The following is a 20,446-nucleotide window of genomic DNA, read 5'->3' on the forward strand; positions in this document are numbered from 1 at the left end:
TGTGCCGGGTCACCTGATGCGGGAGAACGGCAGCTCCGTACGGGACATCTGCGTGGGCTACTGGTTGCGTCTCCGGAAGAGGCAGACGAGGGCCGTGCGTTCGCCGGTGAGCGCTTTGCCCTCGGCGGCCGCCATGTTCTGCAGCATCCAGCCTTGTGACTCAACAGCCTGGATCTGATCGGCAATGCCGGTCATCGGCGCAGTGGCCCGGCTGTTGGTGTTGGCCTCGATGAACTTGTAGACGAGGACGTAGTCACCCCTGGCGTACGCCTCGTGGGCCTGTTTGCCGGCCTGCTGCGCCTTGGCGTCGTTCATGAATCCCATGCTGTCCCCCAAGGACGTTGCGGTGAGGGGGACATCATCGGACATCTGTGGGTGGCTGTCAGGCGGTTCGGGTGACCCGGAGCCACGACCCGGCCTTGAGGGTCGTGGGGGTGGCGGAACTGGCGGCTTGCGCCCACTGAACCGTGAGGGTTCCGGTGGCGCCTGCGGTGAGAGTGGCGAGCGGTGCGACCACGAGTCCTCCGGCGATGATGCCGACGCCGATGGGTGTGCCGAGGTCGTAGCGGGTCAGTCGGATGCTGCCGGTGCCGTCGGCGACGCCGAGGGTGATGGCGCCGGGGGTCCAGTGGCCGGTGGAGCCGGGTGGGGCGGCCAGGGTCAGGTTCAGGTCGCCCGCGGGGTCGCCGGTGGCGATGAGGCAGGCGTCGATGGCGTACCGGCCGCCCGCGGTGACGCTGAGGGTGAGGTGGTCGTCGGCTTGGAGGACTGTCGACGCGGTGATGGCCTCGTCGGTGGGCTTGTCGACAGTCCGGGTGACGCCGACGGTGTCCCCGGTGGGGGCGGTCCCGGGTGGGCCCTGGATGCCCTGGGCGCCTGGTGCTCCGTCGGTGCCGTCCTCGCCGTCTGCACCGTCTGCTCCGGGCGGGCCCGGCGGCCCGGGTACGAGGACGTGTTCACCGTCGTAGGTCTCGGCGGGTGCGAGGGCTCCGAGCTTGACCGTGTCGCCGAGGTCGGTGGTGAGGAGGACGGGGTAGTCGCGCCTGGGCGCGTCCTCGGGGTGCTCCACCACGGTGTGGGTGTAGCCGGTCGGTGTGTACCCGGGGGCGTCAGCGACGATCACCGTGATCGAGAGAAGACCATCGACCCACTGCCCCTCGGCCGCGCCCTGGATGGTGTGCCCGGTCTCCGCGTTGGTGACGATCCCGGGCAGGGGGCGGATGACGACGCGGCCGCGCATGGGGCCGCCGTCGGGGTGGGTCCTGTTGTCGGTCACCGTGATGGTGGGAACGCCCTCAGGGAGTGCCATGGGTCCTCCGGGATGCTGGGGCCCACCTGGTCTCGGTGATGCCGACCATGCGGAGGGCGCGGGCGCGGGTGGCGAGCTCGGCACTGGCGACGTCGGCGACGGAGTAGAGGCGGGTGCGGCCATCGTCGGCAATGCCGGAGGCGCTGAGGTGGCCGCGGCTGGCCCAGTCTCGGATCGTGGTGGGGCGGATGTGGGCGGCGCCGGCGCTGAGCAGTTGGCGGGCGCGGTCGGCATGGGCGGCTGCCTCGCGGGTCGTGAGCAGGTCGTGGTCCATGGGCCTCCGTCCGGGCATACGAAAGCCCCTGACCGCCGGTCAGGGGCTCTGTGGGCACACGTGTGCTGCTGGCAGCAGTGTCGCGCTAAACGACGATCTTGTCCAGCGAGACGTGGTGCGCCCCGCGCCAGCAGGTGCCGGGGCGGGGCGCTCGGGCCTTCCTCAGTGGCTGTGAGCGGCGTAGTGGCCGCCGCACTGGGCGCAGTACGGGAGCTCCGGGAAGTCGTAGCCGAGGGCGGCGGCGAGGCGGCGGATGAGTGCCATGATCGTGGTCCTGTCTCAGGGATGGGGCCCGGGGCCGGCCGATGTCTTGGCGGATGGCGGCCGGCCTCGGGGGTCAGTTGTCGGGCGTCTCGGTGACGACGAGGTCCGGGCGGTACTTGCGGATGCGGTCGATGCGCTCGCGGGCGAAGTCCTCCGAGTTGGTGGTGAACTCGTCGAGGAACGTGCCGTCGGCGGCGGTCACGCGGTAGCGGATGAAGACCATTACGCAACCTCTCGGGTGGGCTCTTCGACCGAAGAGAGGGCGCTCTCCGGCCGGTCTTCGGGGGTAGAGCAGGTGGTCTCACCTGCGTCTTCACCGCTGGAGAGCGGCGGGTCTCCCAGAGCGGGGAGGGGAGCGGTGAGGTCGGCCAGGCGGACCCCGGAGCGGCCCCTGATGTCGCCGATGGTGAACGCCCGGGTGATGGGGATGTCCAGGGCCACGAGGGCCTCCCGGAGGGCGGTGTCGTCGTGCCCCTCCATGCCGGGCAGGGCGCGCATCCGGGGGTACAGCTCGTAGAGGTGGATGCCGGGCCGGTCACCGATGGCGGTGGCGAGCCATCCGGTGATGGCGTCGCGAGGGCTGCGCGGATGCTCGGGGGCCGAGCCAGTCGACACGTCGGCGGGGGTCTCCGGAGTGCTGACCATGTAGGCCGCGACGACCCAGCCGATGGAGGCTGCTGCGGCGGCGTACGTGGTGTAGTCGGTGGAGGTCACGACGTACGTCCCACCGAGGAGCAGCCCGACCCGTTTCAGCGGGGCGCGCCTATCGAGCTCCGGCTCTGGCGGCTCGGTAGGCTCCTCGCTCCCCTTCCTGCCTTTGGGCTTCTTGCCGGCCTTGGCTGGCTCCGGGGCGGGGGCCTCCCTGTACTTCGGGGCGGTGACCCAGCTGATGATCCGGTCGTACAGGACCATCGAGCCGTCACCGAGGGGCCTGATCAGGGGCTTGAGGCTCACCGGCCGGTCCCGACGGTGGTGACGCTGTTGCCGACCTGGTCGCCGACTCCCTGAACGCTGCTGAAGATGTCGGCGATGATCCCGCCGGCGGATCCGGCCAGGAGGATGCACGCGATCGCGGTGATCACGATGGCCTTGCGCTCGCCCTCCTTGTAGACGTTGTTCTTCCACTTCACGGCGATGACCGTGACCATGATCAGGCCGATGAGCAGGGCGCCGAACGCCCCGCCGTTGACCTCCAATTCGGAGGGCTGGGCGGGCGGGGCGGCCATCGTGTGCTGGCTGGCTGTGTCGATGGCTGCGATGAGGCTGGTCTTCACTGTGTGCCTTTCAGGTGGCCGAGGAGCTTGGCGATCGTGGTGGCGGAAGCGGCGTAGATCGCCCAGGTGGCGAGCCGGTCGCTGTGGATCAGGGCGGCGGGGACGCGTACGAGGACGTAGGCGATGAGGCCCCAGCCGAGGGCGTAGGCGAGCACGGTGGTCCTCAGTGCGGGATGGCCGCGGCGATCGCGGCGAGGGCGGTGATGAGGGCGAGCGTGGCGGTGACTGCGCGGACGTCGCGGAGTGCGACGCTGCAGAGTCCGGCCAGGCCGAAGCAAGTGGCGGCCAGGAACAGGAAGATCACGCGTAGCCGCCTTCCATGCGGTCGGGCTGCGACGGTGTTGCAGGCGGTGCGTCGAGTGCTGCGACGGCTGCAGGGTCAAAGGTGTGGGGGGCGTTGCGGGCGTTGCGGCCGGTGCGTGGCAGGGGGGTGAGCTTGCCGCGGCTGACCCAGGAGCGGACCGTGCCGCGGGTGACACCGAGCTGGGCTGCAACGTCTGCGACGGTCATGGGTGCGGCGGTGTTGCACCCTGCTGCCGCGGTGGCCGTTGCACGTGCGGCGGCGCCCTCGATCGCTGCTACGACTGGTGTTGCGGGGTGTTGCACCGCAGGTCGGGATGGTGCTGCGGGTGTTGCAGCGGGAGGCGGTGTCGCGGTGTGGCGGGTGTGGCGTTGCGGCCTGCAGATCACCGGCAGCTGCGCCACGCCGGGCGGAACGGTGTTGGTCGGTACCGGGGGCGTCGCGGGTGTTGCAGGTGCAGCAGCGGGTGTGATGGCCGGTGTTGCAGCCTGTTGCGGACTCGGCTGCAGGGGGGCCGCCTCGAGCGCTGCAACGGCTGTCGGTGGTGCGAGTGCAACGGCCTGCGCCGCGGCCAGTTCGAACCCGTCGTCCGTGGCCGGCACCGCTGCAACGAGCTGCGCAACAGGGGCGTCCAGAGGGCGGCCGTACCGGGCAAGGCGCAGCTGCAGCCGCAGCCGCACCGGCGCCTTCCTGCGCCATCCACGCCCGTAGCGGGCCTGCAGCTGCGCCTGGTAGATGAGGCGGTCCTGCTCGAGTTCGATGACCCGGGTGTAGCTGCGGAGCTCCCAGAGCTTCATCCGGCGCCACAGCCGGAACGTGGGGATGGGTGAGAGCAGCCAGCGGGAGAGGCGGACGGTGTCCATGTCCCGGTCGGCGGTGATGTCCGCGATACGCCCCACCGCGTGGCGGCCGGCCTCGACGCTGATCACGAACAGGATCGGGAGTACAGCGTGCATGCCGGTGCCCACTGGATCCGGCCACGCCACGGACGCGTTGAACCAGATCGTTCCTGCGGTGAGGAGCCATGCCGTCTGGCGCAGCAGCGGGAACGGCATACGGCACCAGGCGAGCAGGAGATCCAGGGCGAGCAGAACGACGATCCCGGCGTCCAGGCCGATCGGGAAAACCAGGGCGAAGCGGCCGAATTTCTGCTCGACCGCGAGCGCCCGTACGGCAGTGTAGGAGCCGGCGAATCCGATCCCGGCGAGTCCGATGGTCAGGGTGATGACGACACCGATGAGGCGGCGCTGCAGGCGGGTCAGGTCTGGGCGGGACGACACGGTGGGTTCTCCCGGGTTGTACGGCCCGGGCCTGGTGGCAGGCCCGGGCCGTAGGGGTGTCAGGTGCGGCGGGCGTGGGCGTCCTTGGCCGCGCGGGCCATGGCGGCGCGGCCGTCGGCTCCGGCGGCGTAGTCGCGGGCGCAGGCCTCGACCGTGGCGGGGGCGCCGATGATGCTGTCCGGCTGCCGCTCGGGCGTGACGGGCGGTGTGGTCCGGCGGGCCATCAGACGGTCCTCGCGGTGGCGTGCAGGATGACGGCCCACTCGTCACGGGTGCGGGCGGTGGTCCACAGGTCGGCGGACAGGGCTGCCATCGCGCGGCAGCTGGCGTTCTCGGCGACGGTCTGCGGGTAGCCGCTCAGGACCCGGGCGTCGGCCAGGGCCAGGGCGCGGCCCCATCCGGCGAGGGTGAGGGGCTCGCACGCCTTGTGCTTGGCGAGGTGGTCGGCGGCCGCGGTGAGGAGCTGGGCGGCCAGGCTCGGCCCGGGGACGATGTCCTGCAGGCGAATGTGGGGCTCGGTGCGGGGTGCTGGTACGACGGGGCCGCGGTTACGATCGCGCATACGTCATCTCTCCTGGTGGTTCAGGCGGATGGCTGGCCCCGACCAGAGCTGTCACTCCGGCCGGGGCCGTTCCATTGGTGCGAGTACGACCGTAGCGACTTCCTTGTTTCAAAGCAAGGATGTCTGAGAGGATGGGGGCATGCCCGACTCCCCGCAGGAGGAAGTCGACGAGACGGGAGGCCCGGACTTGATCACGTTCGCCGACATGCCCGCACGCCTTGAGGCCGCCGGTCTCAAGCGGCTCAGCAAGCAGCGGTGCCGGCAGCTCGCAGAGGAGGACCCGGCCTGGCCCGTCCCCCTCGATCAAGCGAAGAAGGTGGGGCGCATGCGCCTGTTCGACTGGCGGGTCATCGAGCCCTACTTCAGGGCACGCACCCCCCGGCAGGGCGAACGGACCGACCTCAAGCGCCCCCCGGCCAACCAGTAGCGCCACACAGCTGCCCCCCGCCCAACGCTCCTGGGCGGGGCGCAGCTGTGTCTGCAGCCGTCACGCTGCAGCTGCCTGGCGGGTCCTCTCCTGCTGCGCCTGCATGAGGAGGGCGGTACGGACGAGGCCGGGCATGATCGCGGCGCGGTAGTCGTCGTACTGCTCGCGGGTCAGGCGTACGGAGCAGACCGAGCACGAGATATGGAACTCGCCCTCCCGCTCCTGCAGGCCGAACGCTGAACAGTCGGGACAGGGTGCGTCCATGGGGCGGCTGCGCGGGCGCGTGTGGGTGAGCTGCTGGATACGGTTCACGACGTCCTCGAGCTGGTCGTACATCGCCTCGGCCCACGACTGCCGTGCGACGTACGGCAGGTAGGCCTGCAGCCATGCGCACCAGGCCGGCACATTGCTGCCGCCGTGGGGCCAGGGGTCGGTGCACAGCTGGCTCCATACCGTGCCGTGCCTGTCCCGCCGCACGGATGGAACCTGAATCTCCCTGGTGATGTACCGGGCCCACCCGTACAGCAGCGGCTCGAGCGGGACGCCGCCGGTCTGGTCGCCGTGAGCGTCGATCCAGGGCACGACGTGTCCGGGACCCAGGAGGTCCAGGACCCGGACGTCGACCGGGAGCGGTGAGTGCGCGCGGCCGCTGCCGCCGCGCTGCGCCGGGCCGGTGTCCGGGCGCAGCACCGCGTGGAGCAGCGGGAGCTGGCGGGTGATCTCCCGCAGCCAGCTGCGCATCCGGTACTGGCAGGCGTCGCACAGGTAGTGCTCGGCGGGGGCGTGGTCGTGGCAGACCGCGCAGGCGTTGTCCATGTGGTGTGCTCCCGTGCGGTGGGTCAGGCGGTGGCGGGGTCGGGGCCGGCGCAGCCGAGCTGCTCGCGGATGGCTCCGGTGTGGCGCGGATCGGTGCACGGCTGTACCGGGGGCAGGCTGGCCGTGGCCAGGCTGAGTGAGGGCTGCTCGGTACTGGCGATGAGTTGGCGTACGCGCTCGTACTTCTCGTCGGTGGTGTGGCCGTCCCAGCCGGGGGAGACGCGGTTTGTCGGCTGGACGTGGGTGAAGAGGTCCATGTCCCGTGGGGCGATGTGCCAGCTCATTTGTCCGGCGGGGGTCTCCACGATGACGACGGCCCAGTCCGGGGTGTCAGGGTCGGTGTGGCCGATGTGGGAGGGGTGGAGGGCGGCAAGGAGCGCGACCAGGTGGGCTCGTTCCCGGTACACCCCGTCCCGTTCGGCCTCGAGGCGGTTGATGTCGCCTTGCTGGTCCAGGAGTGTCTGTGCGATGCGGGGGTGATCGGGGTAATGGGTCATGTCTGCTGCTCCTTGGTGCAGTTGGCGGGGTGGTGGAGGTCGCCGCGGGTGAGGAACCCTCGCTCGCAGCACCAGGTGGACCAGGGCTCGGTGATACCGGCGGCGGCCTCGGCCAGGGCGCGGTGCATGGCCTGGTGGTGGAGGTCCTGCAGGCGGTCCGCCGCACGGCGGACATAGGCGGCGCCCTCGAAACCGAATGCCGCCAGGAGCAGGCTTCCTATTCCGTGGGGCCAGATGAGGCCGCGCGCGATGTAGGCGCAGGCCAGCGTGAGCCACGTGACGGCGGCCAGGCCGAGGACGATGTACCGCAGGCGGGCGGAGATCACAGGGCGGCCTGCCGGGCCTCGTACTCCGCCCTGCAGGCAGCCTTGTGTCCCGCGCTGCAGGTGACGCACCGGCAGCCCCAGTTGCGGTAGCCGCTGGACCCGTGGGTGAAGACAGCAGTACCCGCGGCCCGGCGTGCGAAGCGGTCGGCCTTGCCTGCGGCCAGGCGCGCAAGGTTCGCCTGGCGGCAGATCTGGCACCTGCAGCCGCGCTTGTACGGTCCGGGCGCCCCGCACGACGCCTTCTTCGGCTGCCAGGTGCTCGGGATGCCGTGACGCTGCCGAGCCCGCAGCACGGTGCGCCACGACACCCCGAGCTCCTCGCCGATGGCCCGGTCCGGGGCGCCGGCCGCAGCCATCTCCCGCACTCGGGCTACGTGTTCGGGAGACATCAACGTTCGCCCCCCGCCTGCGCCTCGCGCCACGCCTGGACGATCGTGTTGGGCACGGTGCCGATGGTGGGGACGTCCAGGCCTGCAGCGCGGGCCCATGCGCGGACGTCGGCCGGGACGTAGTCGCGGGCGGGCGCCTTCCGCTGCGTCGGGCGCAGCTTCTCCTTGCGGGCCCGGATGTCGGCGAGCTGCTGCAGCAGGCGCTGCTCCTCGATGTCGGCCTGGGCCAGCTCCTCGTCTGCGGCGTACAGGGCGCGCAGCTCGGCCAGGAGCGCGCGGGCCTGCACCCCCTTGCGGGCCACCGCCTTGGTGCCGTGCTGCTCGGCCCAGGCGATGACCTTGCCGATCGGCAACACGGGGATGCCGGCGGACGGGGCCTGCTGTGTGCTGCGCGGGCCGGGGATCGGCGATGACTGCATGGCCTGCCTCTTTCGTGCGGTGTGCGGGATCTGGGGTGCCGGGTAGCGCGGCACGTCGGGGAGTTCCTCATCGAGGAGCCGCTGCAGGGCGGCGATCGTCATGACGTCGGGGGCCAGGGGTGTTTGGCCCGGTCGCCGAGCCGCCAGCCGTCCAGGCCCTCAAGGAGCTCCTGGACGTGCTCAGCCGCCTGCGGGTCCGGCCGCGCTCCTCGAGGGCCGCCGTAGCTGCCGTCCGGGAACTCCTCGCCGGAGGCCTCCACGCGGGCGAGCGTCGCGGCGTCCTCGCTGATCACCACTGCCGCCCCTGCCGCGGCACGGACCGCAACGGCCCGGTGCCCTGCCCCGTACGGCTGCTGCGCCTGGGCGGCGGGGAGGGGCAGGTGGCGTGGTGCGGCATCGCCTGCCACTCGCCCGGGCGGACCTCCGGGCGGTCCGCGGTGATGCTGCGGACGTACAGCAGCCCGTCCGGGCCCTGCATCACAGCAACGTTCCCCTCGGCGGACGGGGTGGCGTCGACAGGCTGACGCTTCCCGTTGGCGGTGGTGAGCGCCCAGCAGATCGGGGCGCGGCATCCCTTGCAGGTGGTCACGTGGTGGCTGGCGGGCTTCATGCTGGGTTCCCTCCGGGGTGGTCGATGGTGGCGAGGTGGGGCAGGACGGCCCGGTGGCCGTACAGGTGGATGGCTCCGGCCCGGCCGTGCTCGGCGATCGCCTGGCGGACGAGATCGGGTGTCGCGGCCGCGCGCAGCTGCTGCAGCTCGGCCCGGGTCAGGTCCGGCCGCTCCTCACCCGGGCTGACTGCCGGCACCCACGGCACCGACGCCACGGCCGGTACGGGCTCCGGCTGCACGGGCGGCTGCTCCGGCTCCACCAGCTGCTGCTGCGCCCCGGTGTCCGTCGGGGCCTGCAGGGCGTTGTCGAGGCAGACCTGGCAGGCCTGGCCGGAGTGCCAGACGGTGCCGGACTCACAAGCCGTCAGCCCGCAGCCGTGGCGGACGAGGGCGGCGCCCAGGAGCCACCGGCCCGGGTCCCGGGGCGGCTCGGTGGTGGCGTAGCGGTGGGTGAGGCGGTGCACCAGGCGCTCCATGCCGATGCCCTGGGCGAGTTGCCGTGAGATCTCGTGATCGAGGCGGCGCAGCACGTACGGGCGGACGTCGGTCAGCAGGTGCCGTACGGGCTCGAGGACCTGCCAACTTCGGGGCGAGAGATCCGCGCCGGGCCCGGCGAACGTGGCGGCCGCCTTGTTGCTGCGCTTTTCGTCGTGGGCCGCGGGCCTACTACCTGCAGGGCGCCTACGGCGGATCCCACCACCCACCCCCGTCTTCATCACCGGTCGGTCAATCGTGTGGTCTTCCCTAGACGTGAGGGATCCGTCGTGATCGTCCGGACCGGATCCGTCATGGATGTCAGGGGCGACGTCCTCGAGCGGGACGGCCTGCAGCGGGTGGCGGTGGGCCTCGTACGCGTGGCGGCCCTGCAGCCCTTCCCGGTGGTGGACCGTGGCCCAGCCGGTGGCGCCGAGCTCCTCGAGGAGCCGGGCGGCCTGGCGCTCGCCGAGGTGCTCCCCGGCAGACTTGCCGCTGTGGTGGTAGAGCATCGCGCCGAGGTCCCCCACGGACAGCGGCTGCTGGCGTACGGCTGCGTAGGCGATCAGCGCGTACAGGCGCAGCAGGCGCGGGGACAGGGCGTCAGCCGCCCGTACCGGGATCCAGACGAAATGCTCGTCCGGGTCGGCCTGGCGGACCGTGCGGTGCGCGGACTGCCCGCGGCCGCCCGGCAGGGTGCGGCGCGTGGTGAGGACCTCCACCAGGCCGTCGACGTCATCGGGAGTGGAGAGGTCCTTGAGACCCCTCTCCACTTCCGACTTGGACAGGCCGAGGTAGTCGGCGAGGACGGACACCTTGGCGGTGCAGCCGTCGGTGCGCATGGCGAGCGCTGCGACCTTGATGTAGGCGCTCAGGGCCGAATCTCGGTACTGAGCGCCTACAACGATGCGCAGGGGAACACGAACACGCATGCCACCGCCGGCGCGCGGCCGCGCCCCGGCCGCGGACTGCGGCTGAGGGCACGGCGCAGCAGCAGCGGGGGCTGCTGCGTACGCGACGGCGGTGGACAACGGGACTCCTGTAGGGGCTGGTTAGGCGGTGGGCTTGCGGAGGCGGGCGAGGATCGGCGCGGGGATGGTGAGCAGCAGGTCCGCGGTGTCGTAAGGGGCGGACGGCTGTACCTGGCGGATCCACCCGCGCTGCTTGAGGACGTTGAGAGCGACGACGACCTGACCGGCATGGATGCCAGTGAGGTGGATGAGGCCAAACAGGCGGGGCTGCTGGGTGATCTGGCCGGCCGCATCCGCGTGCGTGGCAAGGGCGATTGCCACGAACTTTGGGTGAGGCAGCATGTTGGAGGCGAGGATCGCCCGCTCGTACAGAGCGCGGAACGCAATGCCGGGAGGCGGGGTACCGGGTGCGGCCAGCGCCCGATCAGCAGCCGTGGCCTTGCGGGCCATGTCCGCGGGGGACGGTCGGCGAGGTGCTGCAGCAGTGGTCATGACTGCTCCGTTTCTGCAGGTTCGGTATCGAGCTGGTTGAGGTAGGACCCGGCGGGCCACCCCGGGCCCGGCGGGGGCTCGGGGAGGCCCTTGCGGGCGGATGGGTTGTGCTTGTCGCACAGCCATCCGCACGGGTAGAGGCGGGCGTAGCGCAGGCCGTGCGGCAGGCTGATGTCGTCGCAGGGCTGGATGGCGCCGCTCATGCAGAGGTGGGGATGTGGCCGCATTCGGCGCACTGCAGACCGTGGTCGGTCGCGTGATGCAGGGTGGGCAGGCCGCGGCAGTCGGAGCTGGTACACGGTGCGGCCACCGAACTCTCTGCCCGCAGGCGCCCGGTGATGTAGCGGATACCGGATGCCAGGGCGCGCACGCCCGCGATCAGGAGCAGCACCGCGGCAGTGACCTCGGTGCACAGCCCGACAAGGAGCGTGGCGATCAGGGAGTAGACGATCCAGTCAGGCACCGGCCACCTCGCCCACCCGGAGCTCCGCCAGGAGGATGCCGCGCTGGGCGCAGAGGCCGGAGCACCAGACACGCTCCGGGTCGGTCGACCCGTACACACTGGTCCGCACCCACCCGTCCTGCAGGTCGGTCTCGTGCACGGCTGACTGCCTGGCCCCGCAGTGAGGGGTCTTGCACTTGCCGGGGGTTTCCGGGTGGGCGCCCGGGGCCGGCATGCCGTACGCAGGGTCGCTCCCGTCGCTCTTCCTCGCGGCCCGCTTCTTCGGCGCGATGGGGGTGTTGAATCCGGAGGCAGCCATCAGAGGTGGTGTTCCTTACGGTGACGGGCGGCGTGGTGGACGTGCCGGTCGACGAGCCAGCCCACCGCGATCCAGGCGAGGTTGATGAGGCCGAGGGCGAGGACGGCGAGGAGTAACCGGGCCTCGGCCGTCACTCGTCGGCGTCCGGGTCGTAAGCGGTGGCGACCTCGAGCGGGGTGACGGTGTAGCCGGTCTCGACCTCGTCGCCGCCGGCGACCTGGACGATCAGGTCGGCGGCGGCCAGGTCCCCGTCCTCCTCGTCGGCCAGCCAGTCGAACGCAACCGTGACGTCGGCCGGGTGTTCACGGCTGACGAGGACCTCGCAGTGCCGCCGTGCCTCCTCGGCCGTGTCGTAGAGGCCGACCCCGATCGCGTCGTGCGCAGCCCGGTAGACCACGGTCGGACCGGTGGGCGGGACATCCAGGTGGACGAGGTGGCACAAGGCGGCGACCCAGGAAGCGATCTCGCCCGGAGAGCCGTCACAGACGACGACCTCGCCGAGCTCGTCCAGGCCGTCCAGGAGCCGTGCGGCCGTGGGCTGCTCGCGCAGTGCCCGGGCCAGGGCGACCAGCACCGTGCCCGGAGTGGACATCGCCTCGGCCGGAGCCGTGGTGTCCTTCTCCGGCTCCAGCTCGGCCACCCGGGCCCGCAGCACAAGGAGCTCGGCGGCGTCCTCCGGGAGCCGCAGCAGCTGCTTCGCCTCGAGCGCCATAGCGAGCGGGGCGGCCAGGGCAACGCCGCTCTTCTGCGCGGCCAGAATGGCCTGGGACACGACGGTGATACGGCGGGTGTTCATGCCGGCACCCCGCGTCCGCGCAGGCGCCGGAGAATCGCGGCGAAGGTGCGCGGCGTCGGTTTCGGCGTGACGGCCTGGTCCTCGTCGGCCTGGTCGTCGCCGACGGGAACGGCCAGTGCGGCACAGCGCTCGGCGTGGGTGGTCTCGCGCGGGGCCGGGATGAGCGGGCCGTACGTGTCGTAGACGAGCGACAGGACGATGGGGGTGTGGCCGTCACACCGCATGAGCGGCTCGGTGACCTCGGTCCCGTTCGGGCGGACCGTCTGGTCCCATCCGCCGGTCCACTCCCAGTGGCGGCCGTACACGTCGATCCACGTACGGGTCAGGTCAAACTCGGTGCCGTCCAGGACCCAGCTCTGCGGGGTGGTCGTCATGCCGCCACCTGCCCGGTGTTGGCGTGGGCCAGGGCGTACGCCTCGAACCGGACGCCGTCGATCGCGCCGTTCGCAGAGACGTAGGTGGTGGTGCCCTCGTCGCCGTGGGGGCGCTCGGTGACCGGGATACCGAAGTGCGCAGCGAACGCGGCCACCGCGGCGGGGTCCTGGTGGAACGTCCAGCGGATTTGCGGTCCATCGGACCACGGCGCCACGTCGATGCAGGTGTCGGTGGGGAGGGCCGGTGTGGTGCTCATCAGTTGCTCGGTGGCGGACAGCGCGGCCATGTAGCCGTCACGGCGGGCCATCTCGTGGATGATGCGGGCGCGGGAGACCTCGGCGAGCGCGGTCGGCTCATCGACGCCGGAGAACTTGCGGACGTCCGGCTGCTCGAGCGCGATCCGCATACGGGTCTCGCGGTACGTCGTCGGCGGCTTGGTGAGGAGCAGGCGCCAGGGCAGCTCGCCCTCGGGCTGCTCAGCGGCGGCGAGTGCTGCCGCGATACGGGAATGGGTAAGGTGCTGCACGGTGACCTCGATCTCTGGTTTTGAGGTGTGCCGGTAGTGGGGTCGCTCGCGGACCAGGCCCGGTCCGGGGTGGCCCCTCTTGCATGAGGTGGTCAGACAGCGACCGGACGGCGCCGCTTCGGCGGCCGGGCGGGGATGCGGTGCATCTCGGCGATCTCGGCGCGGTCCTGGGAACTGAACATGAGGCGGCGTCCCATGCGATGCGCCGGGAAACCGTGGTGGTTGACGCCGTCCCGCAGCCGCCTGGCGCCTATGCCCAGGCGCCGTGCGGTCTCTTCCACGCTGGTGAAGTCCTCCACGACGCTCGCGGTGGGGGGCATAGCGGTCACCTCATTCGGGGTTGGTCTCGCCCGTGGTGGCGAGGAGCTTGTCGTCGTCGGGCTGCAGGCCCAGCGCCGAACGGAGTGCCACATAGGCCGGCGGTCGCATGCGGCGCCGAACGCCGGTTTCAAGCCGCTGTAGGTAGCTGCGGGTGATACCTGCGTTACTGGCGAGGTCGGCGATCTGTGTGCCGCGTGACATGCGGAGCTTCCGGATTGCCGCTCCGTCCACCTCGTAGGTGGCTGGCGCTGCTTTCATAGCGGGAAACTAACAGCATCTACTAGCAGTATCTAGCAGTACCCGTGAGTAACAACTAGATGCTGCTAGAGACTGCCAGGTCGCCACCTTAAGGAAAGCTCAAAAAATCCATCAAACGAGCGCAGGCTGAAAGGTGTTCCTAGCGGTTCCTAGCGGTTCCTGGGAACATCTCTGTATGGCCACCCCCGACAACGCCGCCCGCCACAGACTTGCTCGCCTCGTGATCAAGCGACGCGTTGAGATGGGCTGGCACAAAGCTGACGCAGCGAGCGCAGCGGATCTGACGATCACCACTTACATGCGGGTCGAAAAGGGACTGTCGGTCCGGGATGTGACCTACGCGAAGATCGAGCGCGCGCTGGGCTGGGCGCCGGGCGCCTGTGAAGCGATCCTCCAGGGCGCCGAGGAGGCGCAGCTGGTCGGAGACGTTGTTGACGGTGTGCGGTACGCGCCTACTACTGCCGGCCTCGATGAGGACGCACGCCAGGCGGTACAGGACGTCTTCATTGCCACGAGGCCGGAGACGCCTGCGGGCGAGATGGCTGAGTTCAGTAAGGCGATCGTCGAGGAGCTGCGTAAGCGGGGCATCATCGGCGGCCGAGATACAAGCCCCTAGTACTACAACCATCCTGTGTAGCGAAACCGTTACGCTGCGTTCGATGGTTGCTCTGATCAATCTCTTTTCGGTCACGTGTCTGTATGTAAGGCTCAGCTTTCGGGTCTTCCGAGTGCACCGAAGGGAGGGCCATGCATCGCGAGTTCATCACCTTGGACCAGGGGCCGGGCTTTGTCGGTCTCGTGGGTCGAGTAGGCGAGACGACCGTGTGTGTCATGACACCGAAAGTCTTCACGGATGAGTCGACAAGGCTCGCCGTGAAGAGACTGGTCCGGCGCCAAGGAGGCGACTGCGTCTCCTGCGACTGTCCGAGCTGCCCGCTCCGGTAGTCGTCACGGCGTTGTCTGAATGATGACCGGCAGTCAGGGGTGCCTGCCGACCATCGCGCCGAGGGGATGAACGAGAGTTGGCATACGCGGAGAAGCGCGGGAAGAGCTGGCGGGTCAGGTACCAGCTGCCCAACGGCAAGTACGACTCGGAGAGCGGATTCGAGACCAAGCAGGACGCGCTCGACTACGGCCGGGCGCAGGAGACAGACGTACAACGCAAGGTCTTCATCAACCCATCCGACGGCCGCAAGAGCTTCGGGTCCTGGGTGGAGGACTGGGCGAAGGTCATGGACGTCGGCGAGACCTCCCGCCAGACGTACAGCAGCCGCCTGAACGCCGTGATCCTCCCCAAGTGGAAGGACACCCCGATCGGCGACATCACCTCCATGGGCTACAAGGCCTGGCAGGCCCAGCTCAAGGGGCAGTTCAAGAAGAACTACGTGGACGCCATCGAGGGCCTGATGAGGATGCTCCTCGATGACGCCGTGGAAGAGCGACTCATCCCGAGCAACCCGATGCCGAGCGGGTCCAAGCGCCGGCGCGGTCGGCACGTGGCCGCGACAACCGAGGACACCTACGTCTGGCCCACTCCCCGCCAGGCGCACGCAGTCGCCGACAACGCCCGGGCCCTGCGCGGCTTCCAGTGGTACGTCATGATCCTCACCGCCGCGTACACCGGCCTCCGCATGGGGGAGGTGGCTGGGCTGCGACGCGAGCACCTCCAGCTCCTGGCCCTCGAGTACGGCCGTTCGCTACGGGTCCAGTGGCAGGGGCAGTGGCTGACCGAGCCTGCCAAGCACACGGTGAACAAGGGGGAATCCCTCGAGTCCATTGCCGCACTGCGTCACGCTGACCCCGCGAGGGCCGCGGACATCGCTGACGCCAACGGGCTCGCCGCGGGCGAGCGGTTGCGCGCCGGCCGGAAGCTGGCGTTGGGCAAAGGCTTCACCCTGATTCCTCCGAAGTACAGCTCATACCGCACCCTGATCCTGCCGCCGTTCCTCGGTGAGCTGCTGTCCGAGCTCCTCGCCCAGGAAGGCGGCCACGAGTACCTCGTCTTCCCGTCTCAGCGGGGCAAGCCGCTGCGGGTCGACGATCAGTTCTACGGCCGGTTCTGGCATCCGATCGTCGAGGGCCAGGACGCGGAGCCTGTCCGGCGCGGCCGCAAGGCGCAGCTGGCGCTGCCCGCAGTGCAGGGCGTGGCCGACATGGTGCCGCACGGCCTGCGGCACGGGCACAAGGTCTGGCTGGACGAGCAGGGCCACCCGCGCGTCGCGGTGGAGGAGCGCATGGGGCATCGCCTCAAGGGCGTTGAGGGTACGTACTCGCACACCTCTCCGGAGATGGAGCTGGGTATCGCCAAGGGCCTGCAGCGGGCGTGGGAGGAATCGCTGGCCGAGGAGACAGGAGAGGTCGCGGACTGGCAGGGGAGACGCTCATCCTGACCTCGTCTCCCAAAGGTCTCCCAATGGATCTTGAATGACCGAGGGGCCCGGCCGCGTGAAGCGGTCGGGCCCCTCGTTTTACCCATCTGACCTGCGGCGGAGCCTAGGCCACGTGACGGGTCACTCAAGCCTTCTTGGTCTCCCAGAAGATCTTGTCGATCTGGGCGATCAGGTCCAGAGCCTTCTGGCCCGTGGCCGGGTCGTTCGAGCCCTTGGCCGCGGAGAGCGCCTTCAGGGTGTCGTTGACCAGCTGGTGCAGCTCCGGGTACTTCTCGAAGTGCGGGGGCTTGAAGTAGTCGCTCCAGAGCACCGAGACGTGGTGCTTCGCGAGCTCGGCACGCTGTTCCTTGATCAGAACGGCGCGCGTGCGGAAGTCCGCGTCCTCATTGGCCTGGTACTTATCCTGGACGGCCTTGACGGACTCCGCCTCGATGCGGGCCTGGGCCGGGTCGTACACACCGCAGGGCAGGTCGCAGTGGGCGCTGACCTTCACCTTGGGGGCAAACAGGCGGGAAAGCATGGAGCTGTCCTTCCTCGTGATCGTCTTCTCAGGTGGGACATTACTCCGTGGGGGGCCGGTTTTTGCGGCTGCCCCCATGGGCTTAGGTCAAAAGTCCAGGGTGACGACGGGACCAGTGGCCGAATGTACGGAGCGGTGCGCGACGGTGTACTGGAGGACGGACCGGGAGGTGCCACAGATGCCGGAACTGACACAGGATCCGGGAAACGGGCGGGCGGCGCGGGGCTCGTTCCAGGTGGTGGAGGTGACGGGGCCCTCGATGGTGCCCACCCTCTACCACGGGGACTGGCTGCTCGTGCAGCACGGGGCGCCGGTGCGCCCCGGGGACGTGGTGATCCTGCGTCACCCGTTCCAGCAGGACCTGCTGGTCGTGAAACGGGCGGCCGAACGCCGCGGCAGGGGCTGGTGGGTGCTGGGTGACAACTCGTACGCGGGCGGGGACAGCACGGACTACGGAACGGTGCCCGAGGAGCTCGTACTCGCCCGGGTGCGGGCCCGGTACCGGCCGCTGAAGAAGGATCAGCGATCCGTTTTCGGTGTGCTGGGCTGGGCGGTGTCCGCGCTGCGGCCCGTCTCCTCGGACCGTTCCGTCTCCAGGCGCTTGCGGGCACGGTAGGCCGCCACATTGGCCCGGGTCGCACAGCGGTCGGAGCAGTAGCGCCGCGAACGGTTGGTGGAGGTGTCGAGGTAGGCGTTGCGGCACGGCGCTGCCTCGCACAGGCCGAGCCGGTCCACACCGTGCGAGGTGAGGTGGAAAGCGAGGCCCATCGCCGCGATGGCGGCGAAGCCGGCCGTCGCGTTCGACGGATGGTCGGCCAGGTGCATGTGCCAGTCCGGCTTGTCGTCCTCGTCGCGGATGTCGTGGCCGGAGATCTGCGGGCTCACCGGGAACTCCAGCAGCAGTGAGTTGAGCAGGTCCACCGCGAGGGTCTCGTCGCCGCCGTCAGCCGCCTCGAAGACCGCGCGCAGCCGTGCCCGTACGGACCGGAAGCGGGTCACGTCCGCGTCGGTGGCGCGGCGGGCGGCCTGGGCGTTGGCGCCGAACAGGTCGCGGACGGCCTCGACGGTGGTGAGGGAGTCCTTGTTGCGGGCCGGCTCCTCGGTGTTGACCAGACGCACGGCGTAGTCCGAGTAATAGGCCAGTTCCACTTGTAGTCCTTACGGCGTCGGTCTATGGTCGATGTGTCGGCCAGTGTAATGGGTGGACACGATCATTGGGTATTACGTGGAGGTTCGTGTGACGGAGACGGCGACGGGCACCGACTGGCAGTCCTGGCAGGAGAGCTGGGACCGGCAGCAGGAGTGGTACATGCCGGACCGCGAGGAGCGGTTCCGGGTCATGCTGGACATGGTCGAGGCCGTCGTGGGGCCCGAACCGAGAGTGCTCGACCTGGCGTGCGGTACGGGAAGTATTACGGACCGGCTCCTCAAGCGGTTCCCGAAGGCCACCAGCACCGGTGTCGACCTCGACCCCGCGCTGCTCGCCATCGCCCGCGGCACCTTCGACGGCGACGACCGGGTCACCCTCGTCACCGCCGACCTGAAGGACCCCCGCTGGACCGAGCGGCTCCCGCACACCTCGTACGACGCCGTCCTCACGGCCACGGCCCTGCACTGGCTGCACAGCGAGCCGCTCGCGGCCCTGTACGGACAGGTCGGGCAACTGGTGCGGGACGGGGGCGTGTTCATGAACGCCGACCACATGATCGACACCGACACGCCCCGGATCAACGCCGCCGAACGCGCCCACCGGCACGCCGCCATGGACCGCGCCCGGGCCGACGGCGCGCTCGACTGGGCGGAGTGGTGGGCCCTCGCCGCCAAGGACCCGGTCCTCGCGGGACCGACCGCGGAGCGCTTCAAGATCTACGGCGAGCACGCCGACGGCGACATGCCCTCCGTCCGGTGGCACGCCCGCACGTTGCGTGAAGCCGGCTTCGGGGAAGCGCGCGCGGTCTGGTCCTCACCGTCGGACTCCCTGGTGCTCGCGGTGAAGTAGGGGTGCACACACGCGGAAGGGCGGTACGGGCCTGAGGCCCGTACCGCCCTTCCTTCGCAGAGCGAGGCTCTACAGAACCTTGGACAGGAACGACTTCGTGCGGTCGTGCTGCGGGTTCGTGAGCACGTCACGCGGGTGCCCCGATTCGACGACGACGCCGTCGTCCATGAAGACCAGCGCGTCGCCGACCTCACGGGCGAAGCCCATCTCGTGGGTGACGACGATCATCGTCATGCCGTCCTCGGCCAGTCCGCGCATCACGTCCAGGACGTCGCCGACCAGCTCCGGGTCGAGCGCCGAAGTCGGCTCGTCGAAGAGCATCAGTTTCGGCTCCATGGCCAGGGCACGGGCGATCGCCACCCGCTGCTGCTGTCCGCCGGAGAGCTGGGTCGGGTAGTTCTTGGCCTTGTCGGACAGGCCGACCCGGTCCAGGAGCCTCTCCGCACGGGCCCTGGCGACGGCCTTGGCCTCGCCCTTGACCTGGATCGGCGCCTCCATGACGTTCTCGAGGGCCGTCATGTGCGGGAACAGGTTGAAGCGCTGGAAGACCATGCCGATGTCCCGGCGCTGGAGCGCGACTTCGCTGTCCTTGAGCTCGTAGAGCTTGTCGCCCTTCTGCCGGTAGCCGACCAGGTCGCCGTCGACGTACAGCCGCCCGGCGTTGATCTGCTCCAGGTGGTTGATGCACCGCAGGAACGTCGACTTGCCGGAACCGGACGGGCCGATCAGACAGAAGACCTCACGCGGGGCGACCTCCAGGTCGATGCCCTTGAGGATGTGCGCGGCGCCGAAGGACTTGTGTACGCCTTCGGCCTTCACCATGGCGGTCATGCGGAACCACCCTCCGAGGGACGATTGCTGAAGGAGGCGAGGTTGACCTTGACCCGCTGGAACGGGGTGAGCGGCAGACTGCGCAGGCTGCCCCGGGCGTAGCGGCGCTCCAGGTAGTACTGGCCCACGCTGAACACGCTGGTCATGACGATGTACCAGATCGAGGCGACGAAGAGCATCTCCATCACCGCGTAACTGGTCGAGCCGATCTGCGACGTGGAGCGCAGCAGTTCGTTGTAGGTGACCGCGTAGACCAGGGACGAGGTCTTCAGCATGTTGATGAACTCGTTGCCGGTCGGCGGGATGATCACCCGCAGCGCCTGCGGGAGCACCACACGCCGCATGGTCTTCGCCTGGGTCATGCCGAGCGCGTGCGAGGCCTCGGTCTGGCCCTCGTCGACCGACTGGATGCCGGCCCGGACGATCTCCGCCATGTACGCGGCCTCGTTGAGGGCCAGCCCCAGCAGGGCGCACATGAACGGGGTCATCACATCGGTCATCTCGTCCTTGTAGATGAACGGGATGTTGAGGACCGGGAAGATCAGCGCCAGGTTGAACCAGAGCAGCAGCTGCACGTAGACCGGGGTGCCGCGGAAGAACCAGATGTAGAGCCAGGCGACCCAGCTGGTCACCGGGTTCTTCGAGAGGCGCATGACGGCGAGCACCACGCCCAGGATCACACCGAGGACCATTGCCAGCACGCTGATCAGCAGCGTGCGGCCGGCGCCCGCCAGGACGGTGTCGTCGAACACCTTGTCCTGGACCGCCTGCCACTGGATGTTGCCCTGCGAGAAGGCGTACACGACGGCGGCGAGCAGGCCGACGACGACCACGCCGCTGATCCAGCGACCGTAGTGCCGTACGGGAATGGCCTTGATGGTCTCCGGTGCGACTGTGGTTGCCTTGGAGACGGGTGCGGCGACGGCTGATGTGCCGCCGGGCACCTTGTCGAAACTGTCAGTCACGGTGACTGCCCTTCGGTGG

Annotated in this window: 38 protein-coding genes; 5 read left to right on the forward strand and 33 right to left on the reverse strand. The window is 69.8% G+C overall.

What is annotated here, in order from left to right:
• Window positions 1–57: 57 nt before the first annotated feature.
• The 11 genes from ACFW9O_RS25035 to ACFW9O_RS25085 all read right to left on the reverse strand — a co-directional run bounded on the left by ACFW9O_RS25035 (window position 58) and on the right by ACFW9O_RS25085 (window position 5,264).
• A complete protein-coding gene (locus tag ACFW9O_RS25035) occupies window positions 58–315 on the reverse strand; it encodes a hypothetical protein (protein WP_351167148.1) in 258 nt (85 codons plus the stop codon).
• A 67-nt stretch (window positions 316–382) separates the two neighbouring features.
• Entirely contained in the window at window positions 383–1,309 is a 927-nt protein-coding gene (locus ACFW9O_RS25040) for a hypothetical protein (RefSeq protein ID WP_384612253.1), read from the reverse strand.
• Complete coding sequence (locus tag ACFW9O_RS25045) at window positions 1,296–1,583, reverse strand: MerR family transcriptional regulator (RefSeq protein WP_384612255.1); 288 nt, start codon at window positions 1,581–1,583, stop codon at window positions 1,296–1,298. The genes ACFW9O_RS25040 and ACFW9O_RS25045 overlap by 14 nt, the downstream gene beginning before the upstream one ends.
• A gap of 337 nt (window positions 1,584–1,920) precedes the next feature.
• Entirely contained in the window at window positions 1,921–2,070 is a 150-nt protein-coding gene (locus ACFW9O_RS25050) for a hypothetical protein (RefSeq protein WP_384612257.1), read from the reverse strand.
• Entirely contained in the window at window positions 2,070–2,801 is a 732-nt protein-coding gene (locus ACFW9O_RS25055) for a hypothetical protein (protein WP_384612259.1), read from the reverse strand. Before ACFW9O_RS25055 ends, ACFW9O_RS25050 begins: the two co-directional genes overlap by 1 nt.
• The gene (locus tag ACFW9O_RS25060; RefSeq protein ID WP_384612260.1) at window positions 2,798–3,121 is read right to left on the reverse strand and encodes a hypothetical protein; all 324 of its coding nucleotides are present in this window, start codon (window positions 3,119–3,121) and stop codon (window positions 2,798–2,800) included. The genes ACFW9O_RS25055 and ACFW9O_RS25060 overlap by 4 nt, the downstream gene beginning before the upstream one ends.
• Window positions 3,118–3,276: a hypothetical protein gene (locus tag ACFW9O_RS25065; protein ID WP_384612262.1), complete on the reverse strand. Its 159-nt coding sequence runs from the start codon at window positions 3,274–3,276 to the stop codon at window positions 3,118–3,120. The genes ACFW9O_RS25060 and ACFW9O_RS25065 overlap by 4 nt, the downstream gene beginning before the upstream one ends.
• Before the next feature lie 8 nt (window positions 3,277–3,284).
• Complete coding sequence (locus ACFW9O_RS25070; RefSeq protein WP_384612264.1) at window positions 3,285–3,425, reverse strand: hypothetical protein; 141 nt, start codon at window positions 3,423–3,425, stop codon at window positions 3,285–3,287.
• On the reverse strand, window positions 3,422–4,702 hold the full coding sequence (locus tag ACFW9O_RS25075) for a DUF2637 domain-containing protein (protein WP_384612266.1): 1,281 nt from the start codon (window positions 4,700–4,702) through the stop codon (window positions 3,422–3,424). Before ACFW9O_RS25075 ends, ACFW9O_RS25070 begins: the two co-directional genes overlap by 4 nt.
• A gap of 59 nt (window positions 4,703–4,761) precedes the next feature.
• The gene (locus ACFW9O_RS25080) at window positions 4,762–4,926 is read right to left on the reverse strand and encodes a hypothetical protein (RefSeq protein WP_384612268.1); all 165 of its coding nucleotides are present in this window, start codon (window positions 4,924–4,926) and stop codon (window positions 4,762–4,764) included.
• Complete coding sequence (locus ACFW9O_RS25085; RefSeq protein WP_384612270.1) at window positions 4,926–5,264, reverse strand: hypothetical protein; 339 nt, start codon at window positions 5,262–5,264, stop codon at window positions 4,926–4,928. Before ACFW9O_RS25085 ends, ACFW9O_RS25080 begins: the two co-directional genes overlap by 1 nt.
• 139 nt (window positions 5,265–5,403) lie before the next feature.
• On the opposite strand from ACFW9O_RS25085, the gene ACFW9O_RS25090 reads away from it, so the two are divergent.
• On the forward strand, window positions 5,404–5,691 hold the full coding sequence (locus tag ACFW9O_RS25090; protein ID WP_384612271.1) for a hypothetical protein: 288 nt from the start codon (window positions 5,404–5,406) through the stop codon (window positions 5,689–5,691).
• Between the two features lie 60 nt (window positions 5,692–5,751).
• Here the strand turns inward: ACFW9O_RS25090 and ACFW9O_RS25095 are convergent, their stop codons facing one another.
• From ACFW9O_RS25095 to ACFW9O_RS25180, 18 genes are all read right to left on the reverse strand, one after another.
• Entirely contained in the window at window positions 5,752–6,507 is a 756-nt protein-coding gene (locus ACFW9O_RS25095; RefSeq protein ID WP_384612273.1) for a hypothetical protein, read from the reverse strand.
• Between the two features lie 23 nt (window positions 6,508–6,530).
• Window positions 6,531–7,004, reverse strand: coding sequence for a hypothetical protein (locus tag ACFW9O_RS25100; protein ID WP_384612275.1), 474 nt, complete (start codon window positions 7,002–7,004; stop codon window positions 6,531–6,533).
• Complete coding sequence (locus ACFW9O_RS25105; protein WP_384612276.1) at window positions 7,001–7,330, reverse strand: hypothetical protein; 330 nt, start codon at window positions 7,328–7,330, stop codon at window positions 7,001–7,003. Before ACFW9O_RS25105 ends, ACFW9O_RS25100 begins: the two co-directional genes overlap by 4 nt.
• A complete protein-coding gene (locus tag ACFW9O_RS25110) occupies window positions 7,327–7,686 on the reverse strand; it encodes a hypothetical protein (RefSeq protein WP_384612278.1) in 360 nt (119 codons plus the stop codon). Before ACFW9O_RS25110 ends, ACFW9O_RS25105 begins: the two co-directional genes overlap by 4 nt.
• A gap of 32 nt (window positions 7,687–7,718) precedes the next feature.
• Window positions 7,719–8,240, reverse strand: a complete 522-nt coding sequence (locus ACFW9O_RS25115) for a hypothetical protein (RefSeq protein ID WP_384612279.1) — start codon at window positions 8,238–8,240, stop codon at window positions 7,719–7,721.
• Window positions 8,237–8,434: a hypothetical protein gene (locus ACFW9O_RS25120; protein ID WP_384612281.1), complete on the reverse strand. Its 198-nt coding sequence runs from the start codon at window positions 8,432–8,434 to the stop codon at window positions 8,237–8,239. Before ACFW9O_RS25120 ends, ACFW9O_RS25115 begins: the two co-directional genes overlap by 4 nt.
• The gene (locus ACFW9O_RS25125) at window positions 8,428–8,748 is read right to left on the reverse strand and encodes a hypothetical protein (RefSeq protein WP_384612283.1); all 321 of its coding nucleotides are present in this window, start codon (window positions 8,746–8,748) and stop codon (window positions 8,428–8,430) included. The genes ACFW9O_RS25120 and ACFW9O_RS25125 overlap by 7 nt, the downstream gene beginning before the upstream one ends.
• The gene (locus tag ACFW9O_RS25130; RefSeq protein ID WP_384612284.1) at window positions 8,745–10,154 is read right to left on the reverse strand and encodes a hypothetical protein; all 1,410 of its coding nucleotides are present in this window, start codon (window positions 10,152–10,154) and stop codon (window positions 8,745–8,747) included. Before ACFW9O_RS25130 ends, ACFW9O_RS25125 begins: the two co-directional genes overlap by 4 nt.
• A gap of 120 nt (window positions 10,155–10,274) precedes the next feature.
• Window positions 10,275–10,685, reverse strand: a complete 411-nt coding sequence (locus ACFW9O_RS25135) for a hypothetical protein (protein ID WP_384612286.1) — start codon at window positions 10,683–10,685, stop codon at window positions 10,275–10,277.
• Window positions 10,682–10,888 carry a hypothetical protein gene (locus ACFW9O_RS25140; protein WP_384612288.1) on the reverse strand — a complete coding sequence of 69 codons (207 nt, stop codon included), beginning with the start codon at window positions 10,886–10,888 and terminating at the stop codon, window positions 10,682–10,684. The genes ACFW9O_RS25135 and ACFW9O_RS25140 overlap by 4 nt, the downstream gene beginning before the upstream one ends.
• Window positions 10,885–11,148: a hypothetical protein gene (locus ACFW9O_RS25145; RefSeq protein ID WP_384612289.1), complete on the reverse strand. Its 264-nt coding sequence runs from the start codon at window positions 11,146–11,148 to the stop codon at window positions 10,885–10,887. Before ACFW9O_RS25145 ends, ACFW9O_RS25140 begins: the two co-directional genes overlap by 4 nt.
• Window positions 11,141–11,446, reverse strand: a complete 306-nt coding sequence (locus ACFW9O_RS25150; RefSeq protein ID WP_384612291.1) for a hypothetical protein — start codon at window positions 11,444–11,446, stop codon at window positions 11,141–11,143. Before ACFW9O_RS25150 ends, ACFW9O_RS25145 begins: the two co-directional genes overlap by 8 nt.
• Window positions 11,446–11,580: a hypothetical protein gene (locus ACFW9O_RS25155; RefSeq protein WP_384612293.1), complete on the reverse strand. Its 135-nt coding sequence runs from the start codon at window positions 11,578–11,580 to the stop codon at window positions 11,446–11,448. The genes ACFW9O_RS25150 and ACFW9O_RS25155 overlap by 1 nt, the downstream gene beginning before the upstream one ends.
• Entirely contained in the window at window positions 11,577–12,242 is a 666-nt protein-coding gene (locus ACFW9O_RS25160; RefSeq protein ID WP_384612294.1) for a hypothetical protein, read from the reverse strand. Before ACFW9O_RS25160 ends, ACFW9O_RS25155 begins: the two co-directional genes overlap by 4 nt.
• Window positions 12,239–12,616: a phiSA1p31-related protein gene (locus ACFW9O_RS25165; protein WP_384612296.1), complete on the reverse strand. Its 378-nt coding sequence runs from the start codon at window positions 12,614–12,616 to the stop codon at window positions 12,239–12,241. The genes ACFW9O_RS25160 and ACFW9O_RS25165 overlap by 4 nt, the downstream gene beginning before the upstream one ends.
• Window positions 12,613–13,143: a hypothetical protein gene (locus ACFW9O_RS25170; protein WP_384612298.1), complete on the reverse strand. Its 531-nt coding sequence runs from the start codon at window positions 13,141–13,143 to the stop codon at window positions 12,613–12,615. Before ACFW9O_RS25170 ends, ACFW9O_RS25165 begins: the two co-directional genes overlap by 4 nt.
• A 92-nt stretch (window positions 13,144–13,235) precedes the next feature.
• Window positions 13,236–13,463 (reverse strand): helix-turn-helix domain-containing protein, encoded by a 228-nt coding sequence (locus tag ACFW9O_RS25175; protein ID WP_351167098.1) that lies wholly within the window; start codon window positions 13,461–13,463, stop codon window positions 13,236–13,238.
• A gap of 10 nt (window positions 13,464–13,473) precedes the next feature.
• Window positions 13,474–13,722, reverse strand: a complete 249-nt coding sequence (locus ACFW9O_RS25180; RefSeq protein WP_384612300.1) for a helix-turn-helix domain-containing protein — start codon at window positions 13,720–13,722, stop codon at window positions 13,474–13,476.
• A 175-nt stretch (window positions 13,723–13,897) separates the two neighbouring features.
• Between ACFW9O_RS25180 and ACFW9O_RS25185 the strand changes: the two genes are divergently transcribed.
• Both ACFW9O_RS25185 and ACFW9O_RS25190 read left to right on the forward strand, forming a co-directional pair.
• Complete coding sequence (locus tag ACFW9O_RS25185) at window positions 13,898–14,338, forward strand: hypothetical protein (protein ID WP_384612302.1); 441 nt, start codon at window positions 13,898–13,900, stop codon at window positions 14,336–14,338.
• Window positions 14,339–14,744: 406 nt separating this feature from the next.
• Window positions 14,745–16,112 (forward strand): LysM peptidoglycan-binding domain-containing protein, encoded by a 1,368-nt coding sequence (locus tag ACFW9O_RS25190; protein WP_384612304.1) that lies wholly within the window; start codon window positions 14,745–14,747, stop codon window positions 16,110–16,112.
• A gap of 124 nt (window positions 16,113–16,236) precedes the next feature.
• Here the strand turns inward: ACFW9O_RS25190 and sodN are convergent, their stop codons facing one another.
• Window positions 16,237–16,632 carry a superoxide dismutase, Ni gene (sodN, locus tag ACFW9O_RS25195; RefSeq protein WP_351167090.1) on the reverse strand — a complete coding sequence of 132 codons (396 nt, stop codon included), beginning with the start codon at window positions 16,630–16,632 and terminating at the stop codon, window positions 16,237–16,239.
• A gap of 178 nt (window positions 16,633–16,810) precedes the next feature.
• Between sodN and sodX the strand changes: the two genes are divergently transcribed.
• Window positions 16,811–17,248 carry a nickel-type superoxide dismutase maturation protease gene (gene sodX, locus ACFW9O_RS25200; protein ID WP_351167088.1) on the forward strand — a complete coding sequence of 146 codons (438 nt, stop codon included), beginning with the start codon at window positions 16,811–16,813 and terminating at the stop codon, window positions 17,246–17,248.
• Here sodX and ACFW9O_RS25205 read toward each other — a convergent pair.
• Window positions 17,152–17,781, reverse strand: a complete 630-nt coding sequence (locus ACFW9O_RS25205; RefSeq protein WP_384612306.1) for a CGNR zinc finger domain-containing protein — start codon at window positions 17,779–17,781, stop codon at window positions 17,152–17,154. The genes sodX and ACFW9O_RS25205 overlap by 97 nt on opposite strands.
• 88 nt (window positions 17,782–17,869) lie before the next feature.
• Between ACFW9O_RS25205 and ACFW9O_RS25210 the strand changes: the two genes are divergently transcribed.
• Complete coding sequence (locus ACFW9O_RS25210; protein ID WP_351167247.1) at window positions 17,870–18,631, forward strand: class I SAM-dependent methyltransferase; 762 nt, start codon at window positions 17,870–17,872, stop codon at window positions 18,629–18,631.
• Window positions 18,632–18,700: 69 nt separating this feature from the next.
• On the opposite strand, the gene ACFW9O_RS25215 is transcribed toward ACFW9O_RS25210, so the two are convergent.
• Both ACFW9O_RS25215 and ACFW9O_RS25220 read right to left on the reverse strand, forming a co-directional pair.
• Entirely contained in the window at window positions 18,701–19,462 is a 762-nt protein-coding gene (locus ACFW9O_RS25215) for an amino acid ABC transporter ATP-binding protein (protein WP_329207499.1), read from the reverse strand.
• The gene (locus ACFW9O_RS25220; protein WP_384612308.1) at window positions 19,459–20,427 is read right to left on the reverse strand and encodes an amino acid ABC transporter permease; all 969 of its coding nucleotides are present in this window, start codon (window positions 20,425–20,427) and stop codon (window positions 19,459–19,461) included. Before ACFW9O_RS25220 ends, ACFW9O_RS25215 begins: the two co-directional genes overlap by 4 nt.
• Window positions 20,428–20,446: the final 19 nt, after the last annotated feature.

The organism is Streptomyces sp. NPDC059499 (assembly GCF_042749285.1).
Classification (GTDB): Bacteria; Actinomycetota; Actinomycetes; order Streptomycetales; family Streptomycetaceae; genus Streptomyces.